The sequence below is a fragment of the Salimicrobium flavidum genome (assembly GCF_900156645.1).
Taxonomy (GTDB): domain Bacteria; phylum Bacillota; class Bacilli; order Bacillales; family Halobacillaceae; genus Salimicrobium; species Salimicrobium flavidum.
On the sequence record NZ_FTOC01000021.1, the window covers coordinates 1 to 14,644 of the forward strand.

At 44.9% G+C, this 14,644-nt stretch carries 14 protein-coding genes; 10 read left to right on the plus strand and 4 right to left on the minus strand.

Annotated elements, in window-relative coordinates; genetic code table 11:
• Positions 1-147: 147 nt before the first annotated feature.
• The 4 genes from BW944_RS14420 to BW944_RS14435 all read left to right on the plus strand — a co-directional run bounded on the left by BW944_RS14420 (position 148) and on the right by BW944_RS14435 (position 4,489).
• Positions 148-1,722, plus strand: coding sequence for a sensor domain-containing phosphodiesterase (locus BW944_RS14420; protein ID WP_076560892.1), 1,575 nt, complete (start codon positions 148-150; stop codon positions 1,720-1,722).
• Between the two features lie 112 nt (positions 1,723-1,834).
• Positions 1,835-2,590, plus strand: a complete 756-nt coding sequence (locus BW944_RS14425) for a DeoR/GlpR family DNA-binding transcription regulator (protein ID WP_076560895.1) — start codon at positions 1,835-1,837, stop codon at positions 2,588-2,590.
• 105 nt (positions 2,591-2,695) lie between these two features.
• Positions 2,696-4,054 carry a hypothetical protein gene (locus tag BW944_RS14430; protein WP_076560897.1) on the plus strand — a complete coding sequence of 453 codons (1,359 nt, stop codon included), beginning with the start codon at positions 2,696-2,698 and terminating at the stop codon, positions 4,052-4,054.
• Positions 4,055-4,135: 81 nt separating this feature from the next.
• The gene (locus tag BW944_RS14435; protein ID WP_076560899.1) at positions 4,136-4,489 is read left to right on the plus strand and encodes a DUF4870 domain-containing protein; all 354 of its coding nucleotides are present in this window, start codon (positions 4,136-4,138) and stop codon (positions 4,487-4,489) included.
• Positions 4,490-4,628: 139 nt separating this feature from the next.
• Here the strand turns inward: BW944_RS14435 and BW944_RS14440 are convergent, their stop codons facing one another.
• Entirely contained in the window at positions 4,629-5,582 is a 954-nt protein-coding gene (locus tag BW944_RS14440; protein WP_076560901.1) for a sodium:calcium antiporter, read from the minus strand.
• A 117-nt stretch (positions 5,583-5,699) separates the two neighbouring features.
• Between BW944_RS14440 and BW944_RS14445 the strand changes: the two genes are divergently transcribed.
• Genes BW944_RS14445 through BW944_RS14455 form a run of 3 tightly spaced genes read left to right on the plus strand, consistent with a single transcriptional unit; the run spans position 5,700 to position 8,925 of the window.
• Positions 5,700-6,347 (plus strand): thermonuclease family protein, encoded by a 648-nt coding sequence (locus tag BW944_RS14445; protein ID WP_076560903.1) that lies wholly within the window; start codon positions 5,700-5,702, stop codon positions 6,345-6,347.
• Between the two features lie 55 nt (positions 6,348-6,402).
• Positions 6,403-8,634, plus strand: coding sequence for an RNA polymerase recycling motor HelD (gene helD, locus BW944_RS14450; RefSeq protein WP_076560905.1), 2,232 nt, complete (start codon positions 6,403-6,405; stop codon positions 8,632-8,634).
• Between the two features lie 60 nt (positions 8,635-8,694).
• Positions 8,695-8,925, plus strand: a complete 231-nt coding sequence (locus BW944_RS14455; protein ID WP_076560907.1) for a hypothetical protein — start codon at positions 8,695-8,697, stop codon at positions 8,923-8,925.
• Positions 8,926-9,206: 281 nt separating this feature from the next.
• Here the strand turns inward: BW944_RS14455 and BW944_RS14460 are convergent, their stop codons facing one another.
• Entirely contained in the window at positions 9,207-9,836 is a 630-nt protein-coding gene (locus BW944_RS14460) for a response regulator (RefSeq protein ID WP_076560909.1), read from the minus strand.
• Between the two features lie 1,003 nt (positions 9,837-10,839).
• On the opposite strand from BW944_RS14460, the gene dhaK reads away from it, so the two are divergent.
• From dhaK to dhaM, 3 genes are read left to right on the plus strand one after another with little or no spacing between them, the layout of a single operon-like run.
• Positions 10,840-11,835, plus strand: a complete 996-nt coding sequence (gene dhaK, locus BW944_RS14465) for a dihydroxyacetone kinase subunit DhaK (RefSeq protein WP_076560911.1) — start codon at positions 10,840-10,842, stop codon at positions 11,833-11,835.
• Between the two features lie 12 nt (positions 11,836-11,847).
• The gene (dhaL, locus tag BW944_RS14470) at positions 11,848-12,468 is read left to right on the plus strand and encodes a dihydroxyacetone kinase subunit DhaL (RefSeq protein WP_076560913.1); all 621 of its coding nucleotides are present in this window, start codon (positions 11,848-11,850) and stop codon (positions 12,466-12,468) included.
• 3 nt (positions 12,469-12,471) lie between these two features.
• Entirely contained in the window at positions 12,472-12,852 is a 381-nt protein-coding gene (gene dhaM, locus BW944_RS14475) for a dihydroxyacetone kinase phosphoryl donor subunit DhaM (RefSeq protein WP_076560915.1), read from the plus strand.
• A 658-nt stretch (positions 12,853-13,510) separates the two neighbouring features.
• Here the strand turns inward: dhaM and BW944_RS14480 are convergent.
• Both BW944_RS14480 and BW944_RS14485 read right to left on the minus strand, forming a co-directional pair.
• A complete protein-coding gene (locus tag BW944_RS14480; protein WP_076560917.1) occupies positions 13,511-13,774 on the minus strand; it encodes a hypothetical protein in 264 nt (87 codons plus the stop codon).
• Positions 13,775-13,885: 111 nt separating this feature from the next.
• Positions 13,886-14,542 carry a DUF4396 domain-containing protein gene (locus tag BW944_RS14485; protein ID WP_076560918.1) on the minus strand — a complete coding sequence of 219 codons (657 nt, stop codon included), beginning with the start codon at positions 14,540-14,542 and terminating at the stop codon, positions 13,886-13,888.
• Between the last annotated feature and the right edge of the window lie 102 nt (positions 14,543-14,644).

The following is a 14,644-nucleotide window of genomic DNA, read 5'->3' on the forward strand; positions in this document are numbered from 1 at the left end:
ATCTTCCTCTCTATCGATGTTTTGGGTTGGTACTTTAAACATTAGAGGAAGATTCTGCTTTTTTCAATGTCAAGCACACTTGATTAGGGAGAGCCGAATATTACTTATAAGAGGTGGATGTAGCCAGAGAAAGGCGGGGAGATGAGCATGGAAAGCTCCAGTAGTGCAACGAAGCAAGAATGTGAGCTGAGGAGAGGATTGCAGGAAGAAGAGTTCTTTCTACATTATCAGCCGCGTATGAATATTCGTACAGGAGAAATGATGGGAGCGGAGGCGTTAGTGCGCTGGAGTCACCCGGAATATGGCGTAGTCTACCCCGATACTTTCATTCCATTGGCGGAAACTACCGGTCTGATCATCCCGCTTGGGGAAGAGGTACTTCGCCAGGCATGTCTCCAGCATAAGGAGTGGGAGATGCAGGGGTTAGGGTCTATCGTCGTTTCCGTAAATTTTTCTCCAAGACAGATCTACGAAAGTGGAATCGTCGAGAACGTCGCGACGATTCTCCATGAGACGGGGATGGACCCGAAGTTCCTGGAAATTGAAATTACGGAAAATGTCATGATAGATGTGGACCACGTTTTGGGGAGCCTCCGGGGGTTCAAAGCCCTTGGGGTCAGCATCAGTCTTGATGACTTCGGTACCGGCTACAGCTCTCTCAGCTATCTGAAGAATCTGCCGATCGATAAGCTGAAAATCGATCAATCTTTCGTTTTCACTTCAACTTCTGATATGAACGACCAGTCTCTCGTGAAAACGATCATCGCTATAGGCCATCAACTTAATCTCGGGGTCGTGGCGGAAGGGGTCGAAACGAGGGAGCATCTCGTGCTTCTGCAGCGGAATCTGTGTGAGGAAGCTCAAGGCTATTTATTCAGCAAGCCTGTTCCTGCCTCTGTGTTCAAAGAACAGATGAGGGTGTGGGAGGGAATGGTGAAGGAACGGGGCGTGGGAGATGCCGAGAATTCTATATGGCAACGGGAAAAGGCGTTTGCACTCGAAAGGGAAGATCTGCTGAGAACGGTTCAAAAGCAGCAGGGTTTCACGTTTAAATATGAGCGCAGGGACGGCCTATTCATTCATACGATGTGTGAAGGGGGACTATTATATAAAATGGACCTTCTTCCTGAGCAGGTGGTGGGAAGACCGTTGCGTCATTTTTTTTCCGATCAGACGGCTGAATATAAAGAATTTTACTACGAACGGGCGTGGAATGGAGAGCAGGGGGTCATGTATGAAGGAAACATAAACGGAGTTTCCTACATAGCTTCTTTATCGCCGGTAGTGAGCGGGAATCAGGTAGTGGAAGTGATCGGTTCCTGTATAGATATCAGCAATCGCAAGAGGATGGAAGAGCGGCTTGTTCAAAAAGAAAAGAGTTATCAGCGCCTTTTGGATCGGCTCGCGGAAAAGCTCATCCTTCTTGAAGACATGGGAACGATTACTTATATGAGTGCTTCCTTAAGGCGTATGTTTGAATATGAAGAGACGGATGGGCAAGTCGCACCTTTATTAAAGGAAATAATCGTAGAAAGCGACCGGTTATTTATGGAGGAAAATCTGAAGAAACTGAGAGCCAGTAACATGGACACGGTTTCAGGCTATGTCACCTTTGTAAAGAAGAAGGGGCGGCTGCAGGAGATGAAGTTCCGTATGATGCGTATAACGGAGGAGAAAGATACATCAATCGCTTTAGTTTTGGAAAAACTACGTTACGCATAAGAACCAGGAGGCCTCCCCCTGGTTCTTTTCATATCTTCGGAGAATAAATGTATGCATTGAAAAAACACTTAAAAAAGATTATAATTACTTATAAATACTTAAAGGTGATGTTATGTATCAGGAAGAGCGATTAGAAGAGATCATTCATATGCTTCACAAACAACGAAGAGTTCGTGTAGAGGATATCTGTGAAAAGTTCCACATCTCCCGCGATACGGCCCGAAGAGATTTAGTGAAACTATCCGAACGTGGGGAAATTCTTCGAATGCATGGGGGCGCCATGCTTCCGAAGAAGCAGCCAGGGCGCTTGTATTATACGGAACGGTTGGAATATGCCAGCGAAGAAAAAGAACGGATTGCTCAAGTTGCCGCTTCTTTCATTCATGAAGATGATTCCATCATTTTTGATACGTCCACGACGGTGCAGGCTATACCGGAGTTCATAGATGTTTCTTCGTTTACAGCAGTAACGAATTCAATTAATGCAGCTGAAGCTCTATCCGGAACTTCTGCAACGATTCATCTTCTTGGGGGGCAGCTGAACAAAGAACAGCGTTTTCTTTATGGACCATCTGTGCTCGATAAACTGGGGCACATCACCGCGGATAAACTATTTATGGGTACGCTTGGCATCACCGCGGAAGGTTTAGCTAGCTATCATGAAGAAGATGGATATGTGAAGAAACAGATGATCAGGCGTGCGGGGGAAGTGATTGTGGTCGCCGATCATACCAAACTTGGGAAACAAGGGTTTTACACGTATTCTTCCCTGGAGGAAGTCGATATTCTTATTACCGATGAAAGTCCATCATCTGAATGGGAAGACGTGTTTAAACAATATGGAATCACTGTAATTCTTGCATCATGAGAATTTCCGGCCGGCGTAACCTTTTGGGCGTAACGGCCGGTCTTTTTTTGTAAAATAATATGCCGGTATGTTATTGTATAGCCAAGCAAAAGGGAGGTATGAAGCATGAACGAACAGGAATGGAGTCTTTCTCAAAATAAAGATAAGCGGGTCATCAAGCCTTTAAGAGCCGTTTTTTATGAACGGGCACAGATTGTGGAAGCCGTACGGGGAGTCCATGTGTATTATCTTTTTTTCTATAAAGAGACCTATGTGACAGCGATCCAGGCGACGAAAGTGAAATATAATTCCTTTCTCGGACGAGCGTTCCGAAACGGCTTCATCTGCGACGCCCCTCACCCTCTGATTGAGCGTCTGAACCTGCATAAACCTTTCCCTACCTCTACGTACACCTCTTTACTTCAGCACCTTTCCGGCAAGTACACGCACCAGGAACAGGTCTATATCCTCACTTTTCTTGAATCTTTCCTTTCAAAGAAAAAGCTCCTTGAAGAGATGAAAAATCTGTTCTATGACATAAGGCGCAAAGGAAAAATGTTCGAAGCGTATAAAATCATCCGTGTGCTCATGGATTTCGCTCCCAACCACCGCTTCGTCAAAGAATTATCACATGACCTTCATTTCCAGCAATTCGAGGAAACCTATGACCTCCCCCCGATGAAATTATGGGAAAAAGACCCGCTCCACGCGGAAAAGCAGATGTTCCACGACCGGGACGATCGTTTATTGACCGTACTCAAAAAAACCCACCCTCTTGAATATACAGCTTTTGCATTACTTACATTCAACGAAGGAAAGTCTCATTACGAAGATTACGATGAAGTGTTCCGTCTCCATTTCACTTCTGAAGAGCAATTGCAAATAGTAGAGCATGCTTATCAGCTGGTTCCCTCTGATGAAGAAGCGAAACAGCGCCTTCTTTCCGGATATCTTGAAAAGAACCGCTTGAACGATGTTTTCCTCCTTTTAGAAGGTGAGGAGGCGGTGCTGACCCCGAAAGAGTGTAGAAAAGCGGAGAACGCGCTTTTGACAGAGAGGTCTCTTGTAACTTCTCTTCCTGTGTGGGAACGGTATCTGCGGGAAATTTTCCGTGTCAGGACAGAAGCGAAAGAGCAGCTGATTCATGCGTTTGTCCGGGAAGTGCTTCCTTCTTACCCGGTTGCCGATGTCCGTGCGGCTCTGGAGAAATTCGAGGGGATTGAAGAGACCGGGACGTACGAAAATATCAGAAAAATGGAAGAGTGGCAGGACGAGCTGGATCGTATGGAAGAGCTCGGTCGTCTCTATTATGAATTTGAGCAGAAGGAAAAGGCACTCGAATGTTTTCAATACGCTTCAGAAATGAAACCGGAAGAAGTTGCACCTGTGCAGTGGCTGGCGAAAATATACAAAGATCTTGGACAGGAACAAGAAGCGGAAACATACAGAGAGCTGACGAAACAGATTAAGAAACTCTCCTTGTGAGTATGAGAAGAATATAGTATAATGAACATATATTTTGAATATTCAGTTTTTTAAACTCACACATCGAGAGGAGTATGAAAAATGGCTAATGATACGCGTCCCCCTGTATCGTCATCTACGGGTCTCCAGGAGAATATCGGAGGATTGTTGGCGTATCTGCTTGGATTCATCACGGGAATCATCTTCCTGCTTGTAGAAAAGGAGAATTCGTTCATCCGTTTTCATGCCATGCAGTCTACGATCGTGTTCGGAGCGATTTTCATTCTTGGTATCGTTGCTGGTGTGATACCGATCATCGGTTGGCTTATCGGAATACTGCTGTCTCCCGTCTCATTTATTTTATGGATTTTCCTTATGTATAAAGCTTATAACAAAGAACGTTACCATCTTCCTGTCGTAGGAGAGATGGCTGAAAGTCAATTAAATAAAATGTAACCAGGCTCATTCATCATCTGAAAATGAGGCTGGAATAAAAACTACTTTTACGTTTAAAAATCCGAACAATACTGTTCGGATTTTTGTATACCTTCTTTTATGGAACGATGCGTAAGAAAAAACACGTCGCTTTCCATCGTCAGAACATGATATAGGAAGCGACAAAGTAAAGGATTACTGTAACCGATGAAGGTATGGCATAGGTGAACACACGCTTGACGGAAATGCGCTGCAAAGCGAAAATGGTGAGAGCGATCATCACAAACCCTAGAAGCGCCACAGTGACGTTGCTTTGAGCAGCGACGTTCAAAATGGCATCTTTTCTGTAGAAAAAATCTGTGACCACGAGCAGCTGTAGATTGAACAGGTTACTTCCGAGTATCGATCCGATAGCCAGGGAGTAATTCATGATCCGGAATGCCGCAAGGACGGTTACCAGTTCCGGAAGGGAAGTGGAGGCTGCGATCAGGAAGCTCCCCACAAAGCTTGCATTCATTCCTGTTTCTTTAGCGATCAGGTCTCCGTAGATGGCGAGAGCGCTGCCTGCAGCGAAGACGATCAGTGCAGCGATGATAAAACGGGTGACCCCCTGGTTGAGTGTCAGGGAAGAAGTCGGTTCTTCCGCTTCTTCTTCGGGCTCGCCTGCTTTTCTCATAACGATTATATAAATCGCTACAAGCAGGTACATTTCCATACCGACATTGAATAAGTCGGGCGTGTTCTGCCAGAGTAGGGAAACGGCCAGCAGAGCGGTCATAATCAGGCCTGTATAAGCGATGGGCACATGTGTGCTCTGATCCACCGTATTGAACACCTTCTGTTTCCTGTAAATGAAATCAAAAATCATGAGAATCAAGACGTTGAACACATTACTCCCGAGCATATTCCCTACAGCGATATCCGCATTATCGATGTAGACGGCAGTAAGGCTCGTCGTCAGTTCAGGAAGGGACGTTGCACCTCCGATCAGAAGCGTGCCGACCATGGCCCCGCTCCAGGTCGATTTCTGGGAAATGACATCCCCGTATTTGTTCAATTGAATGGCGGCGAAGATTACGACAATGGCAGCCGCAATGAATATAGCAAAAATCATGAAGATCCTCCTGCGATGATGACATAACTAGTCTTTACTATATCGAAGGCTTATTTCCTCGTCAATATATTAGATTCCTCTTGTAAACATGCAACGAAAAGGAAGGAGCGGAACGTAATGGGAAAGGTTTTTTCGGTGGCGATCGTGATTATTTTGTGTTTACTTTCCGGTTGTTCCGGATCGAATACTACTATCGTAACCGAAGTGGTGGATGGAGATACGATCCGCATCAAGCATAACGGGGAAGAAGAAAGTGTCCGCTTATTGCTCGTCGACACTCCGGAGACGAAGCATCCGTCTCTACCGGTACAGCCATTCGGCAAAGAAGCGAGTGAATTTGCGACAAAGGAGTTGAAAGGTGAAGAAGTGGAAATGGAGTATGACGGGCCTAAACGTGATAAGTACGACAGACTTCTGGCTTACATATGGGTGGACGGCGAGTTGTTCAATGAGCAGTTGCTGGAAGAAGGGCTTGCTCGCTACGCTTATGAATACGACCCTCCTTATGAATATACAGAACGACTGAAAGAATCGGAAGCAGATGCAAAGGAAAAAGGTATAGGGATATGGTCGAAGGACGGGTATGTTGCAGAAGAAGGGTTCCGTTCTGACAATTCCTCCTCGACGAACGACAAGGATTGCAGTGATTTTGCGACACATAAGGAGGCGCAGCAGTTTTTTGAAGAGGAAGGGGGACCAGCAAAGGATCCGCATAATCTTGACGGGAACGATAAGGACGGAATCGTCTGCGAAAGTCTACAATAACGCAGGAGTCTTTGTTATGCTAAGTGGATGAATGGATAGAAGGAAGGAGAAATATATGGCGGAACAACACCCGGATCATCAGATAGAAAAGGATCGTCTGGACTATACGAAATCTTTTATCAACGAGTTTTTAGAGGCAGCGGAACAAAAACAGCGGGCTTCGAAAGAGAATATCCACGAAGCCTTTGTCAATCTCGATCACCTGGACAGCAGTCTCAGCTATATCAATATTCTCGTAAATGCGAGATTTTTCGAAACGTCTGCTTCTGATCTTGCCCATCTGAAGAAAGTGGTGAAGAAGCCGTATTTTGGACGGATCGATTTTCAGAATGAAGAAAGCGGGCAGGAAGAATCCTATTACATCGGGAAAGTCTCCCTGTTTACGAAAGATACGCACGAATCCGTCATCATCGATTGGCGTTCTCCGATAGCGAGTCTTTATTATGACGGAAGGCTCGGAGAATCATCCTATGAAGCGGAAGCAGGAACGATCGACGGGAGTCTCAATCTGAAACGGCAATATGTCATTGAAGACGGAGTACTTGAGGAGATAAGGGATATCGATGTTACGACGAGGGATGAACTCCTTCAGGTTTCCCTTTCAGGAAGTGCGGACCACCGGCTGAACGAAATCGTCTCTACGATCCAGGCGGAACAGAATGAAGTCGTCCGCGCGGATCTTTCAAAACCGATTGTAGTTCAGGGAGTAGCGGGTAGTGGAAAAACAACGATTGCTCTTCATCGTTTGTCGATGTTCATCTATACGTACTCGGAACAAGTGGATCCGAAAAATATTATGATCTTGGCTCCGAACGACCTGTTCATCGATTATATCTCGGAAGCCTTGCCTGAACTCGGAGTCGATGACATCAGACAGACGACGTTCACCGAATATGTCCGTCAGGCGATCGGCCGGAAGGTGAAGGTCCAGGATTCTGATGAAAAGCTATTAACTCTACTGGAAGACGGTCAGGAAGATAACGATTTTATTGCCTGGGCATCCGGGTATAAAGGGTCTCTTGATTTCAAAGAAGAGGTGGATGCTTATATCCGTGATTTCGAACATTCCTTTCGCGTTGTCGAAGATTTGAAAATTGAAGGATTCACCGTGTTCAAAGGGAAAAAAGTGGAGCGGTTGTTCTTCGAAGAATACGCCTATCTCCCTTACTATGAGCGTGTGAAAAAAGTAAAGTCGGTACTGAAGACCGATTTCAAAAAGAAAAAGAAAGAGATGGAAAAACGAGTAGAAGATAAGTTCGAAGCTTCCTTCGACCGCCTTTATTATTCAATGACGAATACGGAAGAACGACGTCCGAAAGTTGTGAAGCTCCACGAAGAGAGAGATCGGAAACTGGATAGTATCAAACAGACTACCGGGAAAGTGGTCGATGAGTATATGAAGGATATTGCTGTCTGGAAAGTCGTCGATCATTACAAAGACTTTATGGAAAAGCTCGGCGAAAGAGACGATGCTTCACTGCAACAGATGAGTCTTACTTCCTTGAAAAAGCTCAAGTCCAATAATTTTGAGCTGGAGGACCTTGCGCCGCTTCTTTATTTGAAAAAACGTATGTATGGTATGAAGGACGAGAACCGTTTCCAAAAAGTTGTCATCGATGAAGCTCAGGATTACAGCCCTTTCCAGCTTTATGCGTTGAAAGAAGCGACCGGCACCGATTTGTTTACGATTCTCGGTGATTTGTCCCAGGGGATTCACAGCTACCGTGGACTCCACGACTGGGATACGGTGATGGAGCATATTTTTCCGAAGGCGATATATCGTACCCTGAAGAAAAGCTACCGTACCACTGTGGAAATTATGGAGACCGCCAATAACCTTCTTACTGAAAGGATGCCCCACCTTGATACAGCGGAACCGGTCGTCAGACATGGTCAAAATCCTGACTTTATTAAAGTGGATAAAACGAGGAAAGAAACAGCGCTCGCAGAAACAGTGGAGAGAGCTTGGAAGCGCGGGGCGTTATCTGTTTCAATTATTACGAAAACAATGAAAGATGCTACCTCTCTCTTTAAAAAATGGGAGAGCGAAAACGTCCAGCTTTTAACGAAAGACGAAAAGCTCGAACATGGCAAAGTGGCTATTCTTCCTTCCTATCTGGCGAAAGGTTTGGAGTTTGATGCGGTGATTCTTGTGAACGGTAAAGAAACGTATCAGAATACAGAACTCGATATAAAATTGTTATATGTGGCTATGACAAGGGCGTTACACCAGCTGTATTTCGTCGGTGAAACGACACAGGAATTTCTATATCCTGAAGGATTGTGAAGGTTCAACTTTCTCCGTAGCGGGTATACTATATAGAAAGAACCTGCAGGAGGTGGAGGCATGGAATACGAGTTCATGACGACTGAATGTGCCCTTCCCTGTTTAGTGGTGGCGGATGATGACAATGGCAGGTATATGATTCAGAACTTTGACCGAAGCGGTGAGGTTTTCAATTCGAAAGAAGAACTCGTCCTGTGGATGGAGACCTGCTGGAAACGTGAAATGATGGTAGAACCTGAAATGTACGATCAAATTTTAAAAGAACTGAAAGAAAGCGTGCTTCCCGTCTGAATGCGGAAGTACGCTTTCTTTATAGATAGTGCTGTGCAGGATGAAAATACTTCTCTTAGAGCTTCTAAACGAATGGTTCCGCTTTTTTTGATCCAGCTCCACCACCCTGAAGTCCATGTCCTAAGCAGGGGGGTCTAAACGGGGTGGCTCCGCTTTTCTTGTCTAGCTTCAGCTCCCAGAAATTCTTGTCATAGGTAGTCTCGGATCATAGAAAGGAAAGAGCGCCTTTCGTCTGAACGATCTACCTATGCCAGTATTTCTAAGCGGGAGCTTCCGCTTTTTTAGTGATGGAGGGCTTTGTAGAGGGAGCTTGCTTCGCTTCTCGTTTTGACCCCCAGTTTTTTATAAATGGAACTTGTATAATTTCGGATTGTTCCTTCTGATAAATATAACGTCTCGGCTATTTCTTTATTTTTCATTCCTTCAGCGATGCACATAAGAACTTCTTCTTCAGGTTCAGAAAGGGAAAAGAAAGTTTTCCGCTTTTTGAATATCATGGAACGACGCAACGCAGGGCCCATCGAAGCAGGGAATATGAGCTTCCCTTTAGCGCAATCCTTCACGGTTTGGATGATATCTTCTGTCTCCCAGTCTTTCAGTAGAAATCCGTTCGCTCCTTTTTTCAGGGCTTCGAGGGCGAGTTGATCATCCTGATAGGAAGAAAGAATCAGGAAGCTTGAAGGGAGTTCTTTTTCGAGCGCTTCTTCCATAACTTCTATTCCGTTTTTCCCCGGCATGTCCCAATCAAGTATAGCTATCTCCGGTTTGTGCTTCTCCAGTCTTTCCCACGCTTCTTCCCCGTTTTTCGCAAGAGCCACGACTTCAAACCCAGGCTGGCCAGAAAGAATCGTATGGAAGCCATCGCGGACAATAGCATGGTCATCGGCAATCAATAAACGAATAGGTTTCATAATCGATATCACCTTTCTGTGCGATTTTAGATAAAAGGAAAACAAAATCGCTTTCGTTCCTAATCCGTGGGGTAGAAGGGACTTCACAACCGGTCGCCTCGTCAACCTCCTATTGCACATGCATTCTTTCTCCGGGAAGTGTATTCCCATAGATTATCAAGAATAGAACGCCAGAACGTCGAGCTTTTCGTCCTTCACGTAATTCTATAGAAGCGAAGACTTTTTACGTAGTATGAAAATGTATATAAGAGGAGGTTCGAGGATAAATAAAGTTAGTAAATGGAAATTAAATAAGCTGAATCGATCATATTTGTTTATTATAGTAGTGGACTATACTACTTTAATCTTAATTTTCGATATGCTAGTATAGGTACCTTTACCCTGAAAAAACAAAAGTTAAAAGTATATTTTTGTGAAATTTTATTGGGAAATGGATCTGTTCATGATCATTATTGATATTTATTGATTTGAAAAAGACCGAGGCGATGACTCTAATAGCAAAGCAGGCTATGGTAGAACCACCATAGAGGAACGAGGAGGCTGAATCGTCACCCGTGGAAAGCTCCCGCGTAACGTGCAGTACATTAAAAAGGCCTTTGGGAATAGTATAGTGAAAATGAATTTGTCATAATATTTGTAATACTTAATCATATTTTAATCGATTAAGGTTAAATTTACTAGAAAGATAGACTATAATAAACTTACTGAACAGGAAGACTTTTGGGAGAGTCGTTTCCATGTTCAGGGAGACTTGTACTTTTTTTAGTAAGGGAGAGTTGGGTATTGTCCTTCCTCAATTGAGGGAGGACTTTTTTTGCGAAAAAAATCGAACAGTTATATTTTCCAATGAAGCAGAGCCTTTTCATTTGAAATTTTGACAGCGTTTTCGCGTAAGGGTACAGTGAATATATGAATAGAAAGTGTGAGATGGAGGAAGTCTTTTAAATACAAGTATGACAAAAGGGTGAAGGTTTCTTTATTAACGAGGAAGGGAAGGATAGTAATGAAAAAAGTGATCAATCAGGCGGACGATGTCGTTGAGGAAATGCTGGAGGGCTTCCGGATGGCTCACCCCGGATATGTCAGGGCGTTGGAGGGGACGACGGTCCTTTTAAGAAACGATGCTCCTGTATCCGGAAAGGTCGCTCTCATAAGTGGAGGAGGAAGTGGTCATGAACCTGCACACGCCGGTTATATAGGGACGGGAATGCTCGATGCGGCGGTGGCGGGAGAAATGTTCACTTCTCCTACCCCTGATCAGATAATTGAAGCGATAAAGGCCGTGGATAGTGGGAATGGAGTATTTCTCGTAATCAAAAATTACACGGGAGACGTAATGAATTTTGAGATGGCGAGAGAAATGGCTGAAGCGGAAGGGATTTCAGTAGAACAAGTCGTCGTAAATGACGATGTGGCTGTAGAAGATAGCTCTTTTACATCGGGTCGTCGGGGTATTGCGGGAACGGTGTTCGTTCATAAAATCGCCGGGGCCAAGGCTGAAGCAGGGGGGTCGCTTCAAGAAGTGAAACAAATGGCTGAAAAAGTTGTAGCTAACACCAGATCGATGGGAGTGGCACTTACCCCATGCACTATACCCGGCTCGGGTAGACCGAATTTTCAGCTTGAAGATGATGAAATCGAAGTGGGTATAGGTATTCACGGGGAGCCGGGGATTGAACGGAAAAAAATCTCTTCAGCTGATGATATTGCTGAAGAATTACTCCAAAAAGTATTGAAGGATAGTGTGGACTTCAATGACTCGGAAGTTGCAATAATCATCAATGGACTCGGGGCAACGCCAGAGTCGGAACTTTATATAGTGAATCGTTACGTGCAGAACAGATTAAAGGAGAGTGGAATAAAGGTCACTCACACCTATGTAGGTGAATACATGACTTCCCTTGAAATGGCTGGATTCTCCATAACAGTGATGAAAGTGGATGAAGAAATGAAGCAGTTGCTGGATGCTGGCGCAGACACTCCTGCTTTTCGTAGATAGGAGGTTGAAAGAATGGTATGGAAAGTAGAACAGGCAGTAGCCTGGATTGAAAAAACGAATGCACTTATCCAATCGAACAAGGAATATTTGACGGAGCTGGATCAGGCGATTGGTGATGGAGATCATGGACTGAACATGTCCCGGGGATTCCAGGAAGCCGAAGCGAAAGTCAGTAGTACAGACTACGATACAATCGCAGACGTTTTCAAGGATACGGCTACCGTTCTTATGTCGAAGGTAGGCGGCGCTTCCGGTCCTTTATACGGTACAGCTTTTCTTAAGATGTCTATGGTGCTTAAGGGAAAAGACCCGGTGACGCAGGCTGAGTTCGCCGATGCAGTAGAAGAAGCTCTGAACGGTATAAAGCAGCGTGGCAAGGCCGATCAGGGAGAAAAAACGATGATTGATGTCTGGCATCCTGTAGCTGATTTTCTGAAGAACGGGCAAAATGTTCAGGCGGAAAAATTGGAAGAAACCGCTCAGCAGGCAATGGAGAATACCAAAGACACCTTGGCGACGAAGGGGCGAGCCGCCTATCTCCAGGAGCGCTCCAGAGGACATGTGGATCCGGGGTCGACTTCTTCGTTCTATTTGTTTCAGGCTTTGGCCGATGTGTGGAAGGAAGGAGCGTAACGGATGGCAAACGTTGGTGTGGTACTGATTTCTCACAGCTCGAAAGTTGCAGAAGGAACGAAAGATATCATTTCAGAAGCTGTCTCAGACGTGAAGGTGATACCCGCCGGAGGTACAGAAGAAGGGGGGATTGGAACCAGTGCGCCGAAGATCCAGCAGGCATTGGAAGAAGCGGATGATGGCGCTGGTGTGATTCTCCTGTATGATATAGGAAGCGCAGGCATGAATGCTGAGATGGCAGTGGAGCTGACGGAGAGGAAGAATTGTTATATTGCTGAAGATATACCACTTGTAGAAGGCGGGTATGTCGCAGCGGTCGAAGCAGGGATGGGCAAATCTGTCGAAGATGTACTGTCATCATTGCGAAAAAGTTTCTCCTCTTAAAATTAAGGCTCTGTTATCGTTTATTGTTGATTTTCGTCCCTTCGGGTGGAAGCTTACCGCGGGTATGACGTAAACTTCCGGAATCTCTCTACGTTCGATTCCGGTGATTTTCCGTTCATGCTTCTACCGCAGGTGTCTCCACCCTTCGTTCCTAGAATCAACAACAGGCTTTAACAAAGCCGAAATTATAAAAAGCGAGGGCGCAGATCATTCTGCTCCCTCGCTTTTTCTCGTTTGTTCAGCTCTATTATCCAGGGGTCCGTGTCCTAAGCAGTGATTTCTTTTTCAGGAAAAAACGCCTGAAAAAAGAGAAACCCCTACTTATTCCAGAACTTCTAAGCAGGGTGGTGTCGCTTTTCTTGTCCAGCTTCAAAGCCCAGAAGCCCATAAGATAAGCGGCCACTCTTGTTTCGGAAAAGTTCATCCGAAGCCAAGTGTGTCCGCTTATCTTAGAGCTTCTAAACGGGCTTTTACGCTTTTCTTCTGCCCGATTCACTTATGCCAGCGCTTCTAAACGAATGGATCCGCTATTTTTTTGTCTAGCTCCGCCATCGAGAAGCACGTAAGATAAGCGTTCAGTCCTGTTTCGGATAAGGTCGTCCGAAGCCAGCCCCGGCCGCTTATCTTAGAGCTTCTAACTGGATGGCCCCGCTTTTCTTTAAGCATGTTGTTGTAAGAATTGATAGACTTCCTGGCCTTCGGCGCTCAATTTGGTTCCCGTGCCGTGACACGTGGTGCATTCAATCATATAACGGGTCTCCTCGAAAGCTTGAGCCCAGGCTTCTTTATCCGTTTTCTCCGTTACATCGAGGTAGTGAGCGGCGAGCATACTCGCTTTGCCGTCATCATATTCGGTATATTTTCCTGAGCCGTTACAGATCGTACATGTATGATAAAGCATATGCAGTTGCTGAGATGTCATAAAATCTCTCCTTTTCTCTTTTCAGAATGAAGTATAGATAAAATTTTACGAAATATTCAGACAAAAAACAACTACAAGATGCTGAGTTGCTCACGAAAAAAAAGAAAAAAACTACATTTCTTCTTTGATTCCTCGTTTAACAAGCCACCAATTAGCCGGATAACTCGTAAGGAAACCTAAAATCATGGCTATTTGCATCATAAACCAGTACCTTGCTTCTGTAGGAACCGGAGGCTCTGCAAAAAGCACATAGTGTACAATCGCCATCCATCCGAACATGCCGATTTCAAAAGCGATCAGGGAAAGTGAATCCGCTTTGATGGAAGCTTTGATCGAGTCCATAGGGGTATTGTCTTCACTCATAGGATGAATCGCGAAATATTGGAAAATAATTCCGAAGCCATAAGCCAGAATGAATTCCACTGCGTAATGAGCGAATAGAGTGGATCCGGCTATCGCGAGCCCTGTGACGGCCACAATCGGTACTCCAACCGCATCTCCGAGCGTGCACCCGGAAGAACAGTGACTGGTGGAAAGAAAAACTTTTGCCGCTTTTCCTCTCTCATCTTTCCTTTCGTTATCCTTCGCTTTCAGACGTCCCCACCGGTAATAGGCCCATATGGCGAATGGTCCAAAAAACCAGCCGTTGATCGGCCACACAAAGTTCATGATTTTCATCATCTGTGGATGTCTATAAACATCGATTGCAATAATGATAGAAGATAAGATTCCGATGCTAAGCGCAATCCATGAAATAGTAGTAAGCATAGTGAATTCCTCCCTCTTTATATTAATGTATTCTTAGAATTCCTTCGTTTTTCTTCCGTTTTCTTTCGATTCCCAGAAGCATGTGGTAGTCGTAGAATCCTC

Excerpts from the sequence above, each read along its gene's own strand:
- BW944_RS14420 (WP_076560892.1), top strand. The coding sequence starts at position 148 with ATGGAAAGCTCCAGTAGTGCAACGAAGCAAGAATGTGAGCTGAGGAGA.
- BW944_RS14425 (WP_076560895.1), top strand. The coding sequence starts at position 1,835 with ATGTATCAGGAAGAGCGATTAGAAGAGATCATTCATATGCTTCACAAA.
- BW944_RS14430 (WP_076560897.1), top strand. The coding sequence starts at position 2,696 with ATGAACGAACAGGAATGGAGTCTTTCTCAAAATAAAGATAAGCGGGTC.
- BW944_RS14435 (WP_076560899.1), top strand. The coding sequence starts at position 4,136 with ATGGCTAATGATACGCGTCCCCCTGTATCGTCATCTACGGGTCTCCAG.
- BW944_RS14440 (WP_076560901.1), bottom strand. The coding sequence starts at position 5,582 with ATGATTTTTGCTATATTCATTGCGGCTGCCATTGTCGTAATCTTCGCC.
- BW944_RS14445 (WP_076560903.1), top strand. The coding sequence starts at position 5,700 with ATGGGAAAGGTTTTTTCGGTGGCGATCGTGATTATTTTGTGTTTACTT.
- helD (WP_076560905.1), top strand. The coding sequence starts at position 6,403 with ATGGCGGAACAACACCCGGATCATCAGATAGAAAAGGATCGTCTGGAC.
- BW944_RS14455 (WP_076560907.1), top strand. The coding sequence starts at position 8,695 with ATGGAATACGAGTTCATGACGACTGAATGTGCCCTTCCCTGTTTAGTG.
- BW944_RS14460 (WP_076560909.1), bottom strand. The coding sequence starts at position 9,836 with ATGAAACCTATTCGTTTATTGATTGCCGATGACCATGCTATTGTCCGC.
- dhaK (WP_076560911.1), top strand. The coding sequence starts at position 10,840 with ATGAAAAAAGTGATCAATCAGGCGGACGATGTCGTTGAGGAAATGCTG.
- dhaL (WP_076560913.1), top strand. The coding sequence starts at position 11,848 with ATGGTATGGAAAGTAGAACAGGCAGTAGCCTGGATTGAAAAAACGAAT.
- dhaM (WP_076560915.1), top strand. The coding sequence starts at position 12,472 with ATGGCAAACGTTGGTGTGGTACTGATTTCTCACAGCTCGAAAGTTGCA.
- BW944_RS14480 (WP_076560917.1), bottom strand. The coding sequence starts at position 13,774 with ATGACATCTCAGCAACTGCATATGCTTTATCATACATGTACGATCTGT.
- BW944_RS14485 (WP_076560918.1), bottom strand. The coding sequence starts at position 14,542 with ATGCTTACTACTATTTCATGGATTGCGCTTAGCATCGGAATCTTATCT.